The organism is Tropicimonas isoalkanivorans (assembly GCF_900112335.1).
In the GTDB taxonomy this organism is placed as follows: domain Bacteria; phylum Pseudomonadota; class Alphaproteobacteria; order Rhodobacterales; family Rhodobacteraceae; genus Tropicimonas; species Tropicimonas isoalkanivorans.
The window spans coordinates 123,412-143,329 of sequence record NZ_FOLG01000007.1; the positions used below are offsets into that span (position 1 = coordinate 123,412).

Genomic DNA, 19,918 nt, shown 5'->3' on the forward strand with positions numbered 1-19,918 from the left:
GGTCCTAACGGCGGTCCCGAATGCTGTAGTAGATCAACGCCCCGACAGACCAGGCGCCGAGCGCGAAGAGACCTAAAACCGCCAGTAGCACCGCCCTTTGGGGATACTGTGAACTCTCGGCCAGCGTCGGCATGGTATAGGCGGCGAGATAGCGGGTCTGCCGCTGCGCCTCCGCCAGCGCGGCGTCATAGTTCGCCTGGGCCGCGAGGTATGTCTTTTCCGCGAACTCGCGGTCGACACTCAGGGTTTCGTATTCGCCGACAAGCGAGACATACGCCTGATTGCCCTCGCCGGTATCGCCGACCCCGAACTTACTACGTTCCTCTGCAATGCGCTTGCGGATGACATCGATCCGCTGCTCGGCCTGCCGGATACGCGGGTCCCCATCGCGGGTGTTGTCGCGCAGAAGGTCCAACTCGATCAGGGCCGCGGCGAGTTGTTGCTGCAAGGTCGTCAGCAGGCCCATCTGCCCTTGCACGTCGATGGCTGGATCGACGATCTGCGTACGCGCGCGGAATTGCGTAAGATTGGCCCGCGTTTCCTTCAACCGCTCTTCCGCCTGCTTGAGATCGTTGCGGGCATACTTCGTAGCGTCGTTTCGCGCGATGCTGGTAAGTTGGTTAATTGTGGCTGAGCTCTCATCCATAATGGCCTGGGAGACAACTTGCGCGTCCTCGGGCGTAAAGGCGAGCACGCGCGTTTCTATCAGGCCGGACCCGCCATCGTAATAAATCGTGACCATGCGCCGCCAGTACCGCACCACATCCTCGATGGGCGCGTCAGGCGCGAGCGAAAAATACCAGTCGTTTTCCGGCTTGGAATAAATCGCACGGAGGTCGATCCGCTGGTCAATCTTCTCCACCAAGGCCTGGCTCTGGATGTATTCGTACAGAATGTCGGCGTCGGAGGTGCCGCCGCCGCCGAAATCAATGATCCCACCGATCATTTCGGAGGCCGAGGTGGAGTCCTCCTTTCGAACCGAGAAGCCCATGCTGGAGGCGTATTGATCCGCCGCACGGGTATAAAGGTACCACCCCGCGACGGCAAGTGGCACGAACACCACCAGAACGAAACTGACCATAAGGCCGATGTGGCGGGACTTGCGCCGCGCGGCGGACGCGGGCGGCATTACAGGGAACGCTGGGTCGCCTGCCTTGCGGGGAGAGACGTTCAGCTTTGAGGTCTTCGCCCGCTTGCGGCGGTTCCTGCCCTCGCCACCCTTTGCCGGAGCGGTTTCGCGGCCCTTTGGGGTGGCCTCGTCCGTCGCTTCCTCGCGAAGGAGCGCTTCGACGCCCGGACCTGCCATCGGCGCGTTTTTCGCACCGGCATCAGCCTGCCGCGCCTCGCGCCGCGCGCGCCGGCGTTCACGGCGCTCCAGAAAGGCGCCCTCTTTCGTCTCGATCCCAGTCTCGTCATCTGCGCTCCCGGGAGCGAATGTGGGGTGCTCCCTGCGCAACATCTCCACGTTGCCCGGTTGGGACCCGTGCTCCACGTTTCCAGACGGTTCGGTATCGTTCTCAGGCGTGGTTGCCTTGGCCATGCGAGGCCCGGCTGCTTTGTTTTTCCTCAAGGTCCGATCCTGCAAACCACAAAAGTCATGGAAGACTCCCGCTTCTTCCTACATAGTCCGCGCGACATTATCCAGTGGCGCCATCATACACCGAATGACAGACACCACCCCAGAAATCCAACCGACCGTCCTGAAGCCCGTATCCAGGCCCCGCCCCTTCAAGACCGGACGCACCATCGTGGCGCTCATGATGCGGGAAATGCAGACAACCTACGGACGCAGTCCGGGCGGGTACATCTGGGCGATCCTGGAGCCTGTCGGTGCCATCGCGATGTTCACCTTCGTGATTTCCGTGGGTCTCAAGATCCGTATTCCCTCGCTTGGTTCAAATTTCCCGCTGTTCTACGCAACCGGGTTTCTCCCGTTCTCGCTTGCCATGTCGACCTCCAACAAGGTCGCCTCCTCGCTTAAGTACTCTCGCTCGCTTCTGCAGTATCCCGGTGTTCAGTACACTGATGCCTTGCTCGCGCGTTTTTTGCTTAACGTTCTCACCCATGTGATGGTGTTTTTCATCATCATGTCTGGCATCCATTTCATCTTTCACCTTTCGACGATCCGAAATGTCGAGGCGATCGGCATGTCCCTTGGTCTCGCTGGCTTTCTCGGGCTTGGGATCGGCACCTTGAACTGTTTCCTATTCTCGATTTCCCCATTGTGGACCTCCGCCTGGGGTATCCTGACACGGCCACTGCTGCTGATTTCCTGTGTGCTCTACATCTTCGAAGAAGTTCCTTGGCAATATCAACATATTGTAGCATACAACCCGTTGGTTCACATCAACGGCCTCATGCGACGCGGCTTTTACGCGACTTACGATGCCAGGTATGCTTCGCCCCTCTATGTGCTGGCTTTCGGGCTGGTGTGCCTTGTGCTGGGACTCGTGCTGTTGCACAGGTACCACCGATACATCCTGAACCGCTGACCCAATCCGGCGGCCAGTCCCAGGTGACCACATAGGAAAGACACGACACGATGACTGAACTGAACCTGCTTATGGTCGGCGCGGGCCTTTCCGGCGCAGTGATCGGGCGCATGATGGCCGAAGCGGGCCACAAGGTGACGATCCTCGACGAGCGGGATCACGTTGCAGGCAATTGCCACACCGAGCGGGATGCGGAGACCGGCGTTTTGGTACACATCTACGGTCCCCACATATTCCACACCGACGATGCCGAGGTCTGGGAGTATGTGAACCGTTTCGAGACCTTCTTGCCCTACAATCACCGGGTCAAGACGACGAGCCAGGGTCAGGTTTTCTCGCTGCCGATCAACCTGCACACGATCAACCAGTATTATGGGAAGACCATGCGGCCAGACGAGGCCCGCGCGCACATCGCGGAAATCGCCGACACGTCGATCGAAACCCCGCAAACCTTCGAAGAGCAGGCGCTGCGCTTTGTTGGACCGGACCTCTACGAGGCGTTCCTCAAGGGCTACACCATGAAGCAGTGGGGCGTATCGCCCACGGACCTTCCGGCCTCGATCCTCAAGCGACTGCCGGTGCGCTTCAATTACGACGACCACTACTTCTTTCACCAGTTCAAGGGCATGCCACAGGACGGCTACACCGCGATGGTGGAGCGCATTCTGGACCACCCGGGGATCGACCTCCGGCTTGGCCAGCGCTTCTCACGCGAGATGGCGGAGAGGTTCGACCACGTGTTCTATTCAGGCCCGCTGGACGGCTATTTCGACTACGCGCTCGGTCGCCTCGGCTACCGGACTCTGGACTTCGAGAAGTTCACCGAAATCGGGGACTACCAGGGCTGCGCCGTCATGAACTACGGCGACCCGGACGTGCCTTATACCCGGATTACCGAGCACAAGCATTTCGCACCGTGGGAGGACCACGAAGGCACTGTCTGCTACCGGGAGTACTCTCGCGCCTGCGGCGCTGACGACATTCCCTATTACCCGATCCGGCTGATGGGAGAGATGGAGATGCTCGGCCGCTACGTCGAGCACGCCAACCAAGAGGGTGGAGTCACCTTCGTCGGTCGGCTCGGAACGTACCGCTACCTCGACATGGACGTGACGATACGCGAGGCGCTGGATACTGGCCGCGCATTCCTGAAGCACGCAGCCGACGGCACGCAAATGCCGGCATTTTCCAAGCCGCCGCTTTAAGAGGAGGACGCACACATGCGGAGCGGGAAGGCCCCGCGCCGCTTCTCGGCTGTCAGTAGAATTCCGGGATCAGGCGTCCGCGCGGGCCGCCAGCGAGGTGATCTCGCTATGGGGGCGGCTGCGTTTTCCGACCAGGCCGTCCTTCACGCCGTGCCAAACCATCCGGTAGTAGGTGCCGCGAATCTCGCCATAACGGCGGCCGGCTGCGATCCATTTGAAAAGGATGAAGAAGAAGGCGGGCCAGAACATCATTCCGGCAGCGAAACGGTACACAAGAAGTCCGTTGCGCGCCGTGTAGTAGGCCTTCCAGATCGGATTGTAGAGGCTGGCGTTGCCGTTATAGACGCGGTTGAAGTCGTGCTCGAAGCGGAGTTCCGGAACAAAGCCGATCCGCATGCCCTGCTTCCTGAGCCCGAGCGTGTAAAGCACATCGTCGCCATAGATGAACAGGCTGCCATCGGGATAGCCGGCCTTGGCGATCGTCTCGCGGGACAGGAAAAGCCCCACAAAAGAGGTCGCGTCGATCTCCTGCGGGGACCCGTTGTAGGCCTCGTCGGGAATGTGGAAGCCTCCGCGCGATTTACCGAACAGGGACTTCATTGCGGTCCGGCAGAACGTCGGAAGATGCCAGAAGGGATTGATCGTCGGCCGATTCATCTCGCAGATGCGGCCGTCTTTGAGGTAGACAGCGGCCGATACTGCGTCCCATTCCGTCAAGTCGCTTTCGAGGAAAGCGTCAAAGCAACCGGGCTCCGGGCGGGCGTCGTCGTCCATGATGACCATCCAGTCCGGATCGTCGAGTTCGACCGCCTTGCGAAGACCAAGTTCGAAGCCGCCCGCACCGCCCAGATTGCCGGGCGCCATTATTGCGCGAATACGAGGGTCCTTAAGCGTACGAAGCCAATCCTTCGTCCCGTCGGTGGACCCGTTGTCGATGATGATGATCTTGTCGCAGGGCTCATTCAGCAAGCGCGTCAAAGTTCGCTTCATCTGGTGGAGGCGGTTGTAGGTGACCACAACAGCAGCCAGACGGACAGGTTTTACCGCGGTACTCCCGCTTGCCCGTCCGAGATGGGAAACGTAGGTGTCGGCGACAGGTGATGCGATTGCCGAGATATCCTCAGCACTTCGATAAAACTGGAGCACAGATCCCCCGCCCTCTGCTTCAACCAAACGATTCTGTCAGTAAACCCACCGAACACCGCAAGCGAACAGCCGGAATTGAATCGCGAGAAACGCTAACCCTGACCGGTTTGTCTGCAACGACTTGCTCGCAGGAATGCGACCACTTGTCAAAAGGGATTGCAACCGCAGGTCGGCATAAAACCGCCCGATTATGGTTTGTACATCACGGTTTATTCGGGGAACTGATTTGAGAACCCGATCAGAGTACCCGCCAGACCAAAGACGGTTCGCGCCGCATTGACCGGGGACTCCGTCGCCAGCACCGTGTCGCCCGAATGGATCGGGAAACGACCGGCGCTGAACAGCCCGTCGCCGCTGGTCAGATCGACCGTGAAGACCACCCACGAATTGTTCGGACCCGTGCCGTCTCCCCGCACCGCCGAAGCCGGGTACTCTCGCAGGATCAGGACGCCCTGGGGGTTTGCCCTGTTTGGCGCGAGGCCTCCGACGAGCGACATTGCGTCGAGGGTGGAGAGCTTGTCCTCGGAGAAATAGATGATCTTCTGCTCACCGCTGGCACCGAGCGCACGGAAGTAGCGTTCGTCGTTCACCAGCGCGACCTTATCGCCGCCGCGCAAGACGGTGTCCTGTGACGGGTTCTCGTACAGGGTCTGGAGCGACGTGCCATAGGTCGTGTTGCCTCGTATCAAGCGCACTTGCGGGTTGCGCAGTTCCTTTTCCGGGCCGCCACCCTGGCTGATCAGGCCCAAGACGGTAAAGTTGCCTTCCGGCAAAGGCACCGCACCCGGCCGGCTTACGCCCCCCACGAGACTGACCGAGCCGCGCGAGCCGGGCATCACGTTGAGCTGCACCTGGGCAGACGGCACGATGGCCAGCATTTCGCGTTCGATCATGCGGCGGGCGCCATCGGGCGTTTGCCCGGCCACGTTGATGTAACCGATGTAAGGCACGAAGATCTGACCGTTCGACGTAACGCGCAAGTTCCCTATGTCGACGAGCTTCTGCCCCGGCGACGCCATGAGCGAATTCTCCTCGCTGTCCCAGATCGAGAGATCGAGCTTGTCAAACGGCTGGATAATGATGTCGGCCTGGCCGCGCTGCTGCGGAATCCAACCGAACGTGCGCACATTGTCGGTGGCGGGCCAGTGAGAGATCGCATTGAGGTTCGCGCGGGTGACTTCGTAAATCGCGAAATCCGGATTCTCGTTGCCGCGGTTCGCAAGGATTTCGGATTCGATGGGCGCACCGCGGGGCAATGCACAGGCCCCAAGCAATAGGACGGCCGCAAAGGCCCGGACCAGGTTGCGCATGTGTCCCCCAGATCGTTCAATTTTTTGCAAGGCAGGCTGGCAGGCCTGCATCCCCCGGGCACAGATACCGTCAGCCGAGGAGCGTGGTCAACCTCTGGCTCCCCGTGACGAAGCGCCCTATGCGAGCCATGCGCGCGACCTCGCCGAGGTTGACCTCAAGCATCAAGCAGCACGTCACCCGGCGAGAAGGTCTCCAGGCTGAGACCTCGAATGGTAAGGGTATCGCCGTCTCCGAAGCCCAGGGCGATGCCGTCGTTGACCGGCGTTGCAAGTGACATTGCTTCGCGGAACGATGAGAGGTGCCAATCCTTCAAGTCCACCCGGTCCTCGCCATCGGACCAGTCCCGAATGACATCGCGGCCCGCGCCTCTGTCGAAGACGAATGTGTCACTCCCCGCTCCGCCGATCAGAATATCCCGGCCTGCGCCGCCAACGAGCACATCGGCCCCATTCTGACCCTTAAGCGTATCGCGACCGCCACCGCCCAGGAGCACGTCCCGGCCACCGCCGCCCAAAAGCGCATCGGCGTCCGCGCCACCCACCAGCCGGTCGTTCCCCGCCTGGCCGCGCAACGTATCCTGCCCGTTGCCGCCCAACAGTTTGTCAGAGCCGCCAGCGCCATTGATGCGGTCCGTCCCGCCGCCGCCCGTCAGGGAGTTGGACACACGGTTTCCCCAGATCAAATCGTCACCGCTGCCGGATTTGAAGTTCTCGATGATCGTGCCCACGGCGATGCCCATGTTGCCAACGCGCGCGCCGACACTGGAGAACGCGCCCGGCGACAGATCGACGACCTGATCCCGACCGGTATTGGAAAAGTCGATCGTGTCGTTGCCACCATCATCCACGATGGTGAAGGCCATCGTTTTCCAGTTCTTTTCGAGGACGTCGTAGAAATCGCCCGCCGTCGAGCCAACGCCGTAGGTTGTCTTGCCGAGGCGAAGACTGTCGGTGGTGCCGTAAAGTTGCTGGATTGCGAGAACGTCGGCCATTTGCGGAGTCAGCACATAGGCATGTGTTGCATCCGTCGCGGTGTTCTCCCTCTGCGAATAGTAAGACATGACCGTAGTCTGCCAGCTGTCGTTGGCAAAGGTCGCATCGGTTCCGAAGTTGTCGCCGTCATTCAGCGTGGATCCATAGTCGGCAGGATGCCCGAGACCGAGCGCATGGCCGATTTCATGGATGTATGTCCGAAGGGAATAGGCGTCGTAGGTGTACTCGTCGCCCTTGATCCAGTCCTTCGAGATATTGATGCTCGCGCTATCGATCTCGCCAGTGCTCCAGGCCCACTTGGAGGTTGTGGCGCCGCTTCGCTCGTCATCGATCTCGATCTGAGCCCCACTGCCCGACGACACGCTTTCGAAGCGGATGCCGGTGGCCGCCGTCCATGCTGCAAGGGCCTTCTTGGCAAACCACTCGCCAGCATCGTTGAGGCCGCTGTAGTCGACCGTCAGGGCTTTCCGCGGGGTTCTGTCAAGATTGAGGTCGAACTTCCAAGTGTCGCCGCCGTGGGTGTTCCATGTGCCGTGCAAGAGCACATCCGCGATCTTGCCAATGGAGTAAGTCGGCAGGAAAGCGCCAGTCGTCCCGCTCGCCACGGTGGCACTGTCGGTATGGTCGCTCAAAAGATCAAATCGCGCGCGCCATCCGGCTTGTTGCCAAGCCCCGGCCACCAGATCGAACCTGGAATGAAATTGGGACATCCCCACTGGGCCTCCTGGACGCGTGCCAAAATGCGCCGGCGGGCGGAACATCCCCTCCCGCGTGCGTCGACGTTCTCAGCACGACGGAAGCACGCGGACGCGGCGACATCGCGATATAAGGCAGGCACAATCGTGGCAGTCAACGACGCCGGGACTTGGCTTTCAGGCGTTTGAGGCGTTTGCCCGGGAGCGGAAGGAACTTTCCGGCTGTCAGGTAGAGCAAGTAAAGGTCCAGGCCAATCGACCAGTTGTCCCGGTAGATCAGGTCCAGGCGCGCCTTTCGCGGCACGCACCGCCTTATATAGACGGCCTCCGTCTCCTTGGCTGACTTGCAGCTCCGCAGCAGCCACTCCTCGTGAGCATGGAACATCACCGTCGCGAGGCCGGTGATGCCAGTGCGGCACTTAAGGACCTCGGAATAGAGCTCCGGAAACATCCGCACGTAGCGCCGCGCGGGTGGGCGAGGACCGACGAAGGACATGTCGCCCGTCAGGACGTTGAAGAGTTGCGGCAACTCGTCGAGACGGGAGCTGCGCAGCTTTCGCCCGATCGTGGTGATGCGATGCCGCTTGTCGCCCCCCGAAACGCCCATTTCCGGCCCGCGGCGATGCGCCATGGTACGGAACTTCCACAAGGTGAACCGCTTGCGAGGGGCCTTCATCCGCCGCGCCTTATAGAACGCAGGCGGACCGTCGTTCAGGCGGACCGCGGTCCAGATCGCAGCGATCACCGGCAGGGCGGGGATCAGCAGCAGGAGGCACAGACCGATATCGAACGCCCGCTTCTGCGGCGGAACGCGCGAGTAGATCTCGCGCTGGCGCACCACTCCCGCATGACGACGTTCGGACATTGGATCGACGTTAACGACCAACCGCCACGTACTCCTCGAAACCGGCCGCCTCGGCATCCTCGGCGGAATAGATGTTGCGTAGATCGGCGAGGCGCGCACGAGACATGTTGCCAGCGATCCGGCCAAGGTCAAGCGCGCGGAATTCGTTCCATTCCGTCAAAATGACCAGCGCATCCGCATCGGTAGCGGCCTCGTACGGGTCCTCCACCCATGTGACGCCGGGCAAAAGGCGTTCACCTTCGCGACGCCCCTGGGGATCGACGACCCGCACCTTCGCCCCGCTTCCCAGAAGCGCCGGCACGATAGTCAGGGACGGCGCATCGCGCATGTCGTCGGTGTTGGGTTTGAAGGTCACGCCCAACACGGCGATCGTCTTGCCATTGAAGCTGCCGTCACAAAGGTCGCGCAGCTTCTCCACCATCCGGCGCTTGACCTCGTCATTCACCTTGATGACGGTCTCCACGATCTGAAGGGGGGCGGCGTGATCCTGACCAATGCGTGCAAGCGCGCTGGTGTCCTTGGGAAAGCACGAACCGCCGTAGCCGGGGCCGGCGTGCAAGAACTTGTTGCCGACCCGCCCGTCGAGCCCCATGCCCTTGGAAACGGACTTCACATCGGCGCCCGTGCGCTCGCACAGGGCCGCTATTTCGTTGATGAAAGTAATCTTGGTCGCCAGAAACGCGTTGGCGGCGTACTTGATCATCTCGGCAGACTCGAGGTCGGTGTAGACGATGGGGAAGTCGCGCAGGAACAGCGGGCGGTAGATCTCTCCCATCACGTCGCGGGCGCGATCACAGGTTACCCCCACAACCACCCTGTCCGGCCGCATGAAATCGTCGATGGCCGCGCCCTCGCGCAGGAACTCGGGGTTGGAGGCGACGATGAAATCCAGCGACGGGTTCGCCTTGGAGACGATCTCGGCAACCTTGCGGTTGGTGCCCACCGGAACGGTCGATTTAGTGACGATCACGGTCCCGTCGTCAACGCATGCGGCCAGCTCCTCGGCGGCCGCAAAAACGTAGGAAAGGTCGGCATGCCCGTCGCCTCTGCGCGTAGGTGTGCCGACGGCGATAAAAACTGCCTCGGCCCCCTCTACCGCTTGAGCGAGATTGCCGGTAAAAGAAAGGCGCCCGGCGGCGACGTTCCGCGCCATCAGATCGTCAAGTCCGGGTTCGTATATCGGGACCTCGCCACGCTCGAGCATCTCGATCTTGGCAGGGTTCTTATCAACGCAAACGACTTCGTGACCAAAGTCAGAGAAACACACACCGGAAACAAGCCCCACGTAGCCGGTGCCAATCATGGCAATTTTCATCTTTACGCCTCTGTTGCGCTAAATTGTGGCCACGCGAATGAGCCATCGAAAAGCATCTGTCAACGTGGCGCTGCGTCAACTCCAGAAGGAGTTCGTGAGAGGTCCAATTTTGTTCGGCGCCGTTAGGAAGTTGCAACAGCAACGCCGGAGGTCGATACGGATGCTGAAGATCAGTGGAATCCTTGGAAATGCACGATTGGGCGTGATCGCGCTTGCAGTCGCCGCGGCGGTTTCGCTGCCTGCCACGACGGCCGAGGCTGCCGGCGGGTGCGCGCGGCCGGCGATCAGCGGTGGTAATCAGCCGGTCGATCCCGGCAGGATCGATCAGGCACGCTTGAATGCCGCAATTGTGGCGGAGGTCAATTATTTGCGCTGCCGCAAGGGATTGTCGCGACTGGCGGCCCCCGCAGGGTTGCAGAAGGTCGCCGCTGGCCATGCGCGCTGGATGGCACGAGCCGGCACATTGACCCACACATCGAACCAGAGCGGCCGCCGGACGCCGCAGCAACGCGTGGTCTCCACCGGCCTCGTGCGGCGCATGGGCTCCGAGAACATCGCCAAGGTTTCACTCTATCGCCTCGACGAGGTCGGGCGCTTTCAAATCAAAAATGCGGAGAGCTGCAGCTTCGCGACGGCGAATGGCAATCGAATCGGCCGGCACACCTATAGTAGCCTGGCGCGATACGTGGCGCGGCTTTGGTACAATTCGTCTGCACACCGGCGGAATCTGATGGACGGCCGCGCTCGCATGACGGGCACCGGCGCCAGCTACGATGCCCGCGGCCGCAATTGCGGCAATATATACATCACCCAGAACTTCGCCGGTTAACGAGATGGGCATTCGTGCAACGGTCTGCGACGATGCGAGATTTTGCTCAAACAGTTCGCAAGTCGACGCTTGCCTTTCCCCTCGATTATGCCATGTTGACGAAGAATGCCGAGCATGACGCTCGGTCTGCGCTACAGGAGTCATTGTTATGCAGAAGATTCTCTTGTCGTCCGCGATGATCGTGGCCATGGCCGCTCCGTCTTTCGCCGGCGGCTATGAAGAGCCCGTGATCGAGCCCGCGCCCTTCGTTGTTGAAGAGCCGGTCGGCAGCCTTGGTGGCTACGGTGCCGCCGCCGCCCTGCTTGGTGGCGCCGCTCTGATCGCCATTCTGGCCTCCGACGACGACGACGACGACGACGATTCGGACGGCACGAACTAAGATACGCTCGACTGAGCGACAGTCTTTAAAGACGGCCAGCCTCTCGCGAGGTTGGCCGTTTTTCATTCTCGATGTGCAGTGCCGTGCGCGGAAATCGGTCGAACCGCTGCCTAGGAATAGTTCTCTTCGTACCAGCGCACGAATGCGGAAACGCCATCCTCAAGCGACGTTGCAGGCAAGTCGCCGACCAATGCCGTAAGCAACCGCGTATCTGCCCAGGTTGCCGGAACATCCCCCGGCTGGATGTCCATGTAATTCTTCTGTGCGTCCTGCCCCATGGCCGCTTCGATCGCGGCAATGAAATCACCGAGTTCAACCGGCTTTGACAGCCCAATGTTCACGACGCGCCACGGCGCGACTGGCGACAAGCTGTCACCGCCCACCAGTTCGTTGCGCGAATCGGGGCGCGGTGGGGTTGCGTCGACCAGGCGCACCATGCCCTCGACCAGGTCTTCGACATAGGTGAAGTCCCGTTTCATCCGGCCGTGATTGTAGACGTCGATCGGACGCCCTTCCCGGATGGCTTTGACGAACTTGAACAGCGCCATGTCCGGGCGGCCCCAAGGGCCATAGACGGTAAAGAACCGGAACATCGTGATCGGCAGGCCGAAGAGGTGCGAGTAGGAGTGCGCCATCGCCTCGTTGGCCTTTTTGGTGGCCGCGTAGAACGACATCTGCGTATCCACCTTGTCCGTCTCGGCGTAGGGCATCTCGGTATTGGCACCGTAGACCGACGACGTGGACGCCATCAGCATGTGCGCCGGGGGATGCGCGCGGGCGGCTTCCAACAATTCAAACGTTCCGACGAGGTTGCTTTCGACATAGGAGCGCGGCGCCTCCAGCGAGTAGCGGACGCCGGCTTGCGCCGCGAGGTGCACGACGATCTCCGGCTTCTCCGCCGCCATAAGGTCCGACAACACGCCGGGCGTTTCCAGACGTGCCTCGATCGTTTTGTAGGTGTCGAACCCTTGGAGGATCTCCAACCGTCGGCGCTTGAGCGACACGTCGTAGTAGTCGGTCATCGCATCCAGACCGAGAACTCGCCAGCCGTCGGACAGCAGCCGACGACACAGATGGAATCCGATGAACCCGGCAGAGCCGGTAACGAGCGCTGTCCGTGGCATGGCAACCTCCTGCACTACGGTACCCAATCCCACCCTTAGCAGAGCGGGCAACGATGAAAAGTGACTAGTTCCGGAGGACTTGCACGGCCAGGTCACCCATCTGCTGGCTGATCCATTGCTTCGACTGCGGGATCGCGCCGGAGCTGGTGACCCAGTAGAGGTTGCTCACCTTCACCTCGTCATTCCGACAGACCTCCTTCATCCGCGTGGTGGCGTAACTTGCCCCAGTGCTGAGAGCGACCGTATCGGATCCAGCAACCGTGATAGTACAGGAGAGCGTCGTCGGGACCTCTTGGTTCAGGCCGTCGATGTGCCGATACACTCTCTGTACGGTGCCTGGGCGGCGAGAGGTGATCAGGTTGATCGCTGCATCGGCGTCGGATGACATCAGATCGTATCCCAGGCCCCGCGTGCCCGTGAGCACGCCGCGCTTGAAAATGAGGCTCTGATTGTCGGCCGTGGTCCAGGTGACGTAGGGCCCGTTCTGACCAATCGTGGTCAGTACCGCCGTGGTCTTGTTGACGTCGAGCACGGCCACCATGAGCGGCCCTTTGACGCTGGCAATCGTTCGGGCCACCGCAGCCTGCTTATCCCCCGGCACCGCAGCGGCCCCACCGCCAGCGCGATCACCGCCCTCAGCCTGCCGGCTCTTGTAGGCCTCGGTGAATACGCGCCATCCTTGGCCTCTGGTCGGTGTGTTCCCGCAGGAAGCCAGAACCCCCAGCATGGCCACGCAGGCGACCGTCCGCACCCCGACTCTCCAGAGCGTCTGGTTCATCATCATCTCCAGAACCTCCCGCCACTGTCCTCGAAGTCGGATTCGTGCCATTCGCGCACTGTATCGTAGAGGCGATCAGGCACGCTTACGCGCGCTCCGCCATCCCGGGTAAGCGGACGAATTTTGAGCCCGTAACCCGCGCGAGAGGGCTGACCGCTGGCCCAGTAGAGGGGAATCTTCAAGAAGACACCCTTGTCAAACGATCCCTCCCCGAACTCCTCGAAGGGCACATCCGTGAAGGTCGCGAAGGCGCCGACCTCCCAGCCGTTGTCAAATTGGCGGGAGGCGGTAAATGTCGCGCCGTAGTCGCCAGCGAGGAATCGACCGGCGTCGATCTGGCCATAGTAACCATTCTCGAAGTCGTAGTAGGCCGACAAATACCCGGTCCAGACATCGTAGTCCTGCAAGCCGAAGCCACCATCAAACTCACGCTGAACGGTGTAGTTGAGCTCGCTTCCGAGCGCGAGACGGCTGTCCACCGGTTTCCAGAGCAATTCGCCGGAAATACCGGCATACATCTGCTCCAAGTAGCCCGCGGTCACCCGGCTGTACCACTCTCCCGAGGGCCGACCGAAATGGGCCAGGGTGAGGTTCTTCAGATAGGTGTCAGTCTGGTTGTAGAGCGAAGAATTCGAGCGGACGCGCGGCAGCTCGGACGTCGACCGGCGATCCACATCGTCGAGGTTTCCGACCAAGCGCTGCCGGACATCGCCCGACAGGATCAGACCCGGCGCAAGAATAACGTCTGCGCCCACACCCACGCCGAGGTCGGCGCGGAGGGGGTTGTCGGGATCGAACAGGCTGTAGTCGATATAAGGCGCCATGTACCACGTGAACCGTGGGAACGGGTCCCCGACCCGGTTCTCCGGCGGCGCGAAGCGAAGGGCCTCGCTGAACTGCGTCCGCGCCAGAATGGCATCGGACGGGGCATTTTCCAGGCGTTCGAGATCCGTCCGGCTCAGGGACACCCGCGAATAGGGCACGCCATCATCCGTTGCGACGATGGAGAATGTCTCCACCGACTCCGGCATCGCGCGCGTCAGGATGCGCGAGATCCGTCCAACCGCTTCTGCGTAAGGATAGTATCGGTTGTTCTCGATCTGGATCTCAACGCTGTGCGGCTTCAGGTCGATCGCCTCGAGGCTGATGCCTTCCTTCGCCAACGCCTCTTTCAACCGGGTATTGAACTGATCCTGCTGGGCGGGTGTCGCGGCGGTCCATTCGAGATTCCAGGCCTCCGGGTCCACACTGCGGGGCGGTCGCGGTCGCACCGGCAGCGGCGCCGGTTCGTTGCCCGGGCCGAACAGCGGTGCCTTGGGATTCATCGTGAAGTTCAGCTGCAGACCGTAGGTATCACCATAAAGATAGGCCGCCTGCAGGCTGACGCCCTCATTGATGCGATACTCGGCGCCGAAGTTCCACGGGCTGGTGTGATCCACGAGGCCACGCCGCATCTCCCTCGTGTAGGCATCGGAGGAATACTCCGCCTTGAGAGTCAATTGATCCGTCGGCGCCCAAGACACACCGCCGAATGCCGCCATCGGCCCGGTGAAGAACCGGTCGAAGTTGAACGATCCGCCGGTATCGACCCGGTCGGTTTTGCGTTCGCTCCCATCCGTCAAGGGTTCGTAGGTGCCCAGCCGGCCCCAACCGAGCCCCCCCGTCACCCGAAGACTGTCCCGAAAGGTCTTTGTCGCGACAAGGTACTCGGCGCTATAGATCCCGGTGCCGATGAAATCGTTGAAGCCGATTGCGACCGCGGGAAGCCAAATGGATTCGTCGAGGAACTGGAACCGCAGATCGAAGCTGCGGTCGTAGTAGTCTTCGCCGTAATCGACGAACTCTGGCACCTTGGCGTATCGGAACGTACCGGAGAGCCGCGGGGCGAACTGGAAGGTCAGCGCGCTGCGGAACTGCTCGTCCACCCAGTTGAAGTTTCCGGAGAATTCCGCGTCCGCGGCGCTTTCGGCGGTCGGCATTTCCAGAAGGCCGGGAACGCCGTAGAGGTTGTAGCTATCCGTCACCAACGGCTCGGCAAAGCCGCCCAGTGGGTATGCCGTGCCAACGATGACTGCGGCCGAGACGATTGCCCGGCCGGCCAGTTTGCGGTGCTGCTCAGGCATTCATTGCCCCTGCCGTTCTTTTGTTCACTGCCGCCACTATAGCGATTGATACGGGGGGCGAAACCACCTGCGACGCGCCATACTCAAAATCTGTCGCTTGTCGCGAGGAAGCCGCAACGCACCGGGTCATCGTGCCGCCAAACAGTCGGCCGGAAGGACAAAGAGCCGCTGTGGCCGTTGCGCGTAAACGCCGGTCTCGGGCGCAATCCGATCCATCTCCCGCGCTTCGCAGTCGTCGACCCGTGGCGTGTCTTTCTTGGTCACATAAAGCACCTCGCCCTCCACTGTCGCGGGAAGCGGGTATTTCAGGACGTAGTGATTGGGCGCCCGCCCGAGCACGGGGCGGGCATAAATCGGCACGCTCGCCCCCCTGCCCCCATAGAACAGATCCGCCAGAACATCGCGGTCATCTGCCACGATGGCCGCAACACCCAGGGCGTCAGCTCGGTCGAGGATTTCTCGCGTCATCTCCGTCCGCCCAACATAGCGCTCCAGCAGGAAATTCGCGTCCGGCCCGACGCGCCACCCTGTCCCCCAAACACTGGCGACCGGCAACAGAACCGCAAGGAACAAATGGATCCCCATGCTGAGCCGAAGCCAGCGCGTGTGCCAGTTGAGCAGCCAAGGCACCACCGCCAGCGTTCCCGCGATGTAGGCCGTCGCAGCCCAGTTCGGATAGGCGCGGCTCAGCAGGGCTTGCACGCACACCACGGTGACGATGGGGAGCGAAAACAATAGCAGAAGCTTCCGGTCCGCCGGGTTGTGGCGGAAACGGGCAACGAGCCAAACGAGCGCGGCGAACAGGACGGGGCCGAAAACAACGAACTGATTGGCAAGAAACTCCGCCAGCCCAGCAAAGTTCAGGTGCGCCCGCGTGCCGGGGTCGCGGACCCAGTCGGCGTTGTCGAGCGTATGTTCCACGGTGCTCAGTCCGTTGGTCAGGTTCCACCAGACGTTCGGGGAAATCACCACCGCGAAAGCCACGAGACCGGCCAGAGCGACACGCGATCCGGGTCGCCCATGCCAAAGGACCAACGCGGCGAGTCCGGCACAGAGCAGGTAGTAGATTGCCGCGTACTTCGCGAGGAATGCCAGCCCGAGCGCGGCACCAGCCACCGCCGCCCACACCACCGAGCCGCCGCGATCCAGGCCGCGAAGCCAGGCACCGAGTGCCAGCGTGAGAAACGGCACCATGATCGTGTCGGTGGAAATCAGAAGGCTGCCAAGCACCACCATCGGCAACGTGACATAGCTCGCCACCACCCAGACCGCCGCCGCCCTGCCGTAGCGTGGCGCTGCGATGGCCCCCAGGATGAGTCCCGTGACCCCGTGAAAGAGCGGCGCGGGAAGGCGTACCCAGAACGGCGCGTCGGACCCACCCAATTCGGTGGATGCGCGGATAACCCAGCCGATCAGCGGCGGCTTGGAATAGTATCCAAGGGCCATCTCCTGCCCCCAGAGCCAGTATTGCGCCTCGTCGACGAACAGATCTGTGCGGTTGAACGCAAGCAGGAGGACGCGCAGGCCGGTAATGCCCAATGCGATCGCAGCAGCCGGCAGGAGCCAGCTCCGCGAGTCATCCGAGGCGGCGTTGTTCTGCATGAATCAGCCAGAGGTTGCGGCCGTAAATGAATATTCCCATCGCCTGACCGAGGATAAATACCGGGTCCCGACGGTAGAGCGCGTAGGTCAGCAAGACGAGCCCGCCGCCGATCGAGAGGTACCAGAACGCCAGCGGAACCACGGATCGCCCAACGCGTTCGGATGCGATCCATTGCACCAGGAAACGAGCGGTGAACAGAAGCTGCCCCCCGAGACCTATCATGACCCACCAGAATTCGGGCCAGCCGTCCACATGAAGAATCCGGAACAACTGCTCAATCATTGCCCGACCCCTCGTTGTCCCCTGCGGGTGCCATGACCTGCACCTTCTTTCGTCGACGGATCAACCAGGCAACTGCCAGGAGGTCCGGAATGCCCACAAGCGCGCGGTGAAAATTGGTGTATTTCGATTGTCCCGCCTGCCGCTCGCGGTGGCTCACGTCGACCAGCAGCACGTCCCATCCGTCGCGTCGAAACAGAGCGGGCATGTAGCGGTGCATGTGGTCAAAGTAGGGCAGGCCCAGAAAGGCCTCTCGGCGAAAGCCCTTCAACCCGCATCCGGTATCCCGCGTGCCATCGTGCAGCACCCGCGCCCGCAGGCCGTTTGCAAAGCGTGACGCCCATTTCTTGCTCACCGTGTCTTTGCGGCCCACCCGTTGCCCCGCGACCAGACCCAACCGCCCGGTGGTATCGTGCATCAGCGGACCGTACAGCTTCGGCAGTTCTTCCGGCGGGTTCTGGCCATCGCCATCGAGCGTGCAGACTATTGGCCCACGGGCCGCGAGGGTCCCACTATGTATCGCTGCGCTTTGCCCACCGGACCTGCCATGACGCACCAGCCGAATCCGAGCGTCTTCCGCGCGCAACCCGTTGACGATGTCGGCAGTGTCATCGGTCGAACCGTCGTCAACCACGATGATCTCGTAGGTCTTGCCGTCGCACGCCTCCGCGATACCGGAAATGAGCGGGCCGATGTTCTCGGCCTCGTTCTTCACGGGGATCACGATGGAAAGCTCTGTCATCGGCGTCTCGCGCGGCCGTCCGGGCTCAGCCCCGGACTGGAGGGGTTTAACCTCATCGCCCGCAAAGTGTCCATGAGCATTGGCTCACCCCCGGCGGAGGGTGTCCCCATAGGTGAGTTTCGGCGTCAGGACGATGCGTTCCGCGCCTGCCGACGCTCCGCCGCCGTTGCCGCCCGCGTGCTCTGCAATCACTTTCGCGGCCGCTTCTCCGATCTGTCGCCGGCAGGAGTCCATCGTCGCGAGCTTCCGCGGCAGACCGTCCAGCAGCTCCACCGCATTGAACCCCGCGAGCCCGAGCCGATCCGGAATGTCGATCCCTTTTTCGAGGCAATAGAGCAGACCGCCCGCGCCAATCAGGTCGTTCGAAAAATAAAGGAAATCCAGATCGGGTGAGCGCTCCAGCATCCGCGCGGTCATCTCGCGACCCTTGGCGAACCCGGAGTGCCCCTCGTAATACTCCTGGTCCTCGACCTCGAGCCCGGCTTTCGAAAGGGTCTCGGTAAACCCTTCGAACCGTTTCCGGGCCCGGTGGTCACGCGGCATCTTGGTGCCGAGAAAACCGATCCGTCGGTAGCCGCCGTCCACGATTGCCTGGGCCATTTCACGACCCGCCCGCCAATGCGAAATGCCCACGACGGAGTCCACGGCGTCGCCATCCACGTCCATGATCTCGACCACGGGAATGCCGGCGTTGAGCAACATGGCGCGCGATGCCTCCGACCGCTCCAACCCGGCGATTATGACGCCCGAGGGCCGCCAGCTCAGCATTTCGTAGAGGACCTTCTCCTCCAGTTCCGGCTGGTAATGGGTGACGCCCAGGACCGGCTGCAGTTCGGTATCCTCCAAAACGTGGGAAATGCCGTTGATGACCTCAGGAAAGACCATGTTGGAAAGCGAGGGAATGATGACGGCGACCAGGTTCACCCGGCTGGATGCCAAAGCGCCCGCGATCTTGTTGGGCACGTAGCCCAGGCGCTTGGCAGTCTCGAGCACCCTTTCCCGGGTGGCGGCACTGACGTCCCCGCGATTCCGCAAAACCCGGCTGACGGTCATCTCGCTGACACCGGACGCTTCGGAGACATCGCGCAACGTAAGGGGGCGGCGACCTTCGTTGCGGGCCGTCACAGGGGAGGCGGGAGTGGTGCGATCGTCGTTCTTCATGCCAATTCAGTTAGCGCCATATCTAAAAGCGGGAAAGCATCCGCGCGGCACGTTGTCAATGAACGTTGGTGCCGCGGCACCGGGCACGGGAAAACCCGGCATGCCCGACTCCCGCCCTACAACTCTGCGGGGTGCCTAAAGCGTTACAGACATTCCTGCATGGCCCGCGCGCCTCTGCATATGAGGGGTTGCGCTCCATCCCCGAACACCTACAAAACGCATATGCCAGCCCCGTGGGTCAGCTGCTCGGAACGAACTTCCCCAGGCGGAATCAGGGGGCCGGCGGAGATTGGAAAGAGAGACGGTGAGCAAAAAGGCAGCCTTGCGCGACCCTTTCTGAGACCCGTAAGATCGAAAATCAGACCCCGTGGCTCAACTGGATAGAGCAATCCCCTCCTAAGGGATAGGTTGCAGGTTCAAGTCCTGCCGGGGTCGCCATTTCACGATAGTGCAGAATTGAATCCATCTCTAGACGTGTAACACGTGCTCGCCCGCTGGCATTCATCATTTGCGGCAAAGTGAAGAAGCCCCGTGGGAATGGCGTGCCGAGCACTCAAGCGTTCAAATCTTTTGCCCGTTTATGGCTTCGCAGACCTTTCGAGAATGGGCAGATTTTAACCTGTTCCCCAGTCATCGAAGCTTTCCGGAGTTTAGAACCTTACGGCCGACCGCAGGAACTTTAACCAATTTGGCCCGCAAGAACCCTGATGACCGGTAGTCGTCTGGCTCCACGAAATCTTACCATAGCATTTTATTCAGTTAGACACTCAAACGCGTATCACCCGTGGAGTGCTTTCGTATCCACCATTAAAAAAACGCCAGAGCCTCGAGCCATCGCTCTGGCTAGATTCGCATAATCCGATACCGTTGCCCTGCCCC

17 protein-coding genes and 1 tRNA gene are annotated in these 19,918 nt (G+C 61.5%); 5 read left to right on the plus strand and 13 right to left on the minus strand.

The window, feature by feature from the left end; genetic code table 11:
- Window positions 1-4 precede the first annotated feature (4 nt).
- Window positions 5-1,540 carry a KpsE/RkpR family capsule polysaccharide export protein gene (locus BM075_RS12995; RefSeq protein WP_245758837.1) on the minus strand — a complete coding sequence of 512 codons (1,536 nt, stop codon included), beginning with the start codon at window positions 1,538-1,540 and terminating at the stop codon, window positions 5-7.
- 124 nt (window positions 1,541-1,664) lie between these two features.
- Between BM075_RS12995 and BM075_RS13000 the strand changes: the two genes are divergently transcribed.
- The gene (locus tag BM075_RS13000; RefSeq protein ID WP_093361118.1) at window positions 1,665-2,492 is read left to right on the plus strand and encodes an ABC transporter permease; all 828 of its coding nucleotides are present in this window, start codon (window positions 1,665-1,667) and stop codon (window positions 2,490-2,492) included.
- Between the two features lie 59 nt (window positions 2,493-2,551).
- Entirely contained in the window at window positions 2,552-3,697 is a 1,146-nt protein-coding gene (glf, locus tag BM075_RS13005; RefSeq protein WP_281244948.1) for a UDP-galactopyranose mutase, read from the plus strand.
- 69 nt (window positions 3,698-3,766) lie between these two features.
- Here glf and BM075_RS13010 read toward each other — a convergent pair whose 3' ends face one another.
- The 5 genes from BM075_RS13010 to BM075_RS13030 form a co-directional block, all read right to left on the minus strand.
- Window positions 3,767-4,804: a glycosyltransferase gene (locus BM075_RS13010; protein ID WP_281244949.1), complete on the minus strand. Its 1,038-nt coding sequence runs from the start codon at window positions 4,802-4,804 to the stop codon at window positions 3,767-3,769.
- A 248-nt stretch (window positions 4,805-5,052) separates the two neighbouring features.
- Window positions 5,053-6,204: a polysaccharide biosynthesis/export family protein gene (locus tag BM075_RS13015; protein WP_245758840.1), complete on the minus strand. Its 1,152-nt coding sequence runs from the start codon at window positions 6,202-6,204 to the stop codon at window positions 5,053-5,055.
- Between the two features lie 104 nt (window positions 6,205-6,308).
- The gene (locus BM075_RS13020; RefSeq protein ID WP_177208341.1) at window positions 6,309-7,856 is read right to left on the minus strand and encodes a M10 family metallopeptidase; all 1,548 of its coding nucleotides are present in this window, start codon (window positions 7,854-7,856) and stop codon (window positions 6,309-6,311) included.
- 139 nt (window positions 7,857-7,995) lie between these two features.
- On the minus strand, window positions 7,996-8,706 hold the full coding sequence (locus BM075_RS13025; RefSeq protein ID WP_093361121.1) for a sugar transferase: 711 nt from the start codon (window positions 8,704-8,706) through the stop codon (window positions 7,996-7,998).
- A 10-nt stretch (window positions 8,707-8,716) separates the two neighbouring features.
- Window positions 8,717-10,021 carry a UDP-glucose dehydrogenase family protein gene (locus BM075_RS13030; protein WP_093361122.1) on the minus strand — a complete coding sequence of 435 codons (1,305 nt, stop codon included), beginning with the start codon at window positions 10,019-10,021 and terminating at the stop codon, window positions 8,717-8,719.
- Window positions 10,022-10,181: 160 nt separating this feature from the next.
- Here BM075_RS13030 and BM075_RS13035 point away from each other — a divergent pair, with 160 nt between their 5' ends.
- The gene (locus tag BM075_RS13035; protein WP_177208342.1) at window positions 10,182-10,850 is read left to right on the plus strand and encodes a CAP domain-containing protein; all 669 of its coding nucleotides are present in this window, start codon (window positions 10,182-10,184) and stop codon (window positions 10,848-10,850) included.
- Window positions 10,851-10,998: 148 nt separating this feature from the next.
- Complete coding sequence (locus BM075_RS13040) at window positions 10,999-11,229, plus strand: hypothetical protein (protein ID WP_093361124.1); 231 nt, start codon at window positions 10,999-11,001, stop codon at window positions 11,227-11,229.
- A gap of 110 nt (window positions 11,230-11,339) precedes the next feature.
- Here the strand turns inward: BM075_RS13040 and BM075_RS13045 are convergent, their stop codons facing one another.
- The 7 genes from BM075_RS13045 to BM075_RS13075 form a co-directional block, all read right to left on the minus strand.
- Window positions 11,340-12,353, minus strand: coding sequence for an NAD-dependent epimerase/dehydratase family protein (locus BM075_RS13045; RefSeq protein ID WP_093361125.1), 1,014 nt, complete (start codon window positions 12,351-12,353; stop codon window positions 11,340-11,342).
- A gap of 64 nt (window positions 12,354-12,417) precedes the next feature.
- Window positions 12,418-13,137, minus strand: a complete 720-nt coding sequence (locus BM075_RS13050; RefSeq protein ID WP_218152856.1) for a YjbF family lipoprotein — start codon at window positions 13,135-13,137, stop codon at window positions 12,418-12,420.
- On the minus strand, window positions 13,134-15,254 hold the full coding sequence (locus tag BM075_RS13055) for a YjbH domain-containing protein (protein WP_093361127.1): 2,121 nt from the start codon (window positions 15,252-15,254) through the stop codon (window positions 13,134-13,136). The genes BM075_RS13050 and BM075_RS13055 overlap by 4 nt, the downstream gene beginning before the upstream one ends.
- Before the next feature lie 126 nt (window positions 15,255-15,380).
- Window positions 15,381-16,856: an ArnT family glycosyltransferase gene (locus tag BM075_RS13060; protein ID WP_093361128.1), complete on the minus strand. Its 1,476-nt coding sequence runs from the start codon at window positions 16,854-16,856 to the stop codon at window positions 15,381-15,383.
- Window positions 16,831-17,139: a lipid-A-disaccharide synthase N-terminal domain-containing protein gene (locus BM075_RS13065; RefSeq protein WP_093361129.1), complete on the minus strand. Its 309-nt coding sequence runs from the start codon at window positions 17,137-17,139 to the stop codon at window positions 16,831-16,833. Before BM075_RS13065 ends, BM075_RS13060 begins: the two co-directional genes overlap by 26 nt.
- Window positions 17,132-17,878: a glycosyltransferase family 2 protein gene (locus BM075_RS13070; RefSeq protein WP_093361130.1), complete on the minus strand. Its 747-nt coding sequence runs from the start codon at window positions 17,876-17,878 to the stop codon at window positions 17,132-17,134. The genes BM075_RS13065 and BM075_RS13070 overlap by 8 nt, the downstream gene beginning before the upstream one ends.
- A gap of 84 nt (window positions 17,879-17,962) precedes the next feature.
- Entirely contained in the window at window positions 17,963-19,039 is a 1,077-nt protein-coding gene (locus tag BM075_RS13075) for a LacI family DNA-binding transcriptional regulator (protein WP_093361131.1), read from the minus strand.
- Window positions 19,040-19,400: 361 nt separating this feature from the next.
- Here BM075_RS13075 and BM075_RS13080 point away from each other — a divergent pair.
- Window positions 19,401-19,477, plus strand: a tRNA-Arg gene (locus tag BM075_RS13080).
- Window positions 19,478-19,918: the final 441 nt, after the last annotated feature.

What these genes read in the sequence shown, in the direction of transcription:
- BM075_RS13030 (WP_093361122.1), bottom strand. Translation starts at nt 10,021, where the DNA reads ATGAAAATTGCCATGATTGGCACCGGCTACGTGGGGCTTGTTTCCGGT.
- BM075_RS13040 (WP_093361124.1), top strand. Translation starts at nt 10,999, where the DNA reads ATGCAGAAGATTCTCTTGTCGTCCGCGATGATCGTGGCCATGGCCGCT.
- BM075_RS13070 (WP_093361130.1), bottom strand. Translation starts at nt 17,878, where the DNA reads ATGACAGAGCTTTCCATCGTGATCCCCGTGAAGAACGAGGCCGAGAAC.
- BM075_RS13045 (WP_093361125.1), bottom strand. Translation starts at nt 12,353, where the DNA reads ATGCCACGGACAGCGCTCGTTACCGGCTCTGCCGGGTTCATCGGATTC.
- BM075_RS13020 (WP_177208341.1), bottom strand. Translation starts at nt 7,856, where the DNA reads ATGTCCCAATTTCATTCCAGGTTCGATCTGGTGGCCGGGGCTTGGCAA.
- BM075_RS13075 (WP_093361131.1), bottom strand. Translation starts at nt 19,039, where the DNA reads ATGAAGAACGACGATCGCACCACTCCCGCCTCCCCTGTGACGGCCCGC.
- BM075_RS13065 (WP_093361129.1), bottom strand. Translation starts at nt 17,139, where the DNA reads ATGATTGAGCAGTTGTTCCGGATTCTTCATGTGGACGGCTGGCCCGAA.
- BM075_RS13015 (WP_245758840.1), bottom strand. Translation starts at nt 6,204, where the DNA reads ATGCAGGCCTGCCAGCCTGCCTTGCAAAAAATTGAACGATCTGGGGGA.
- BM075_RS13055 (WP_093361127.1), bottom strand. Translation starts at nt 15,254, where the DNA reads ATGCCTGAGCAGCACCGCAAACTGGCCGGCCGGGCAATCGTCTCGGCC.
- BM075_RS13060 (WP_093361128.1), bottom strand. Translation starts at nt 16,856, where the DNA reads ATGCAGAACAACGCCGCCTCGGATGACTCGCGGAGCTGGCTCCTGCCG.
- BM075_RS13000 (WP_093361118.1), top strand. Translation starts at nt 1,665, where the DNA reads ATGACAGACACCACCCCAGAAATCCAACCGACCGTCCTGAAGCCCGTA.
- BM075_RS12995 (WP_245758837.1), bottom strand. Translation starts at nt 1,540, where the DNA reads ATGGCCAAGGCAACCACGCCTGAGAACGATACCGAACCGTCTGGAAAC.
- BM075_RS13050 (WP_218152856.1), bottom strand. Translation starts at nt 13,137, where the DNA reads ATGATGATGAACCAGACGCTCTGGAGAGTCGGGGTGCGGACGGTCGCC.
- BM075_RS13025 (WP_093361121.1), bottom strand. Translation starts at nt 8,706, where the DNA reads ATGTCCGAACGTCGTCATGCGGGAGTGGTGCGCCAGCGCGAGATCTAC.
- BM075_RS13035 (WP_177208342.1), top strand. Translation starts at nt 10,182, where the DNA reads ATGCTGAAGATCAGTGGAATCCTTGGAAATGCACGATTGGGCGTGATC.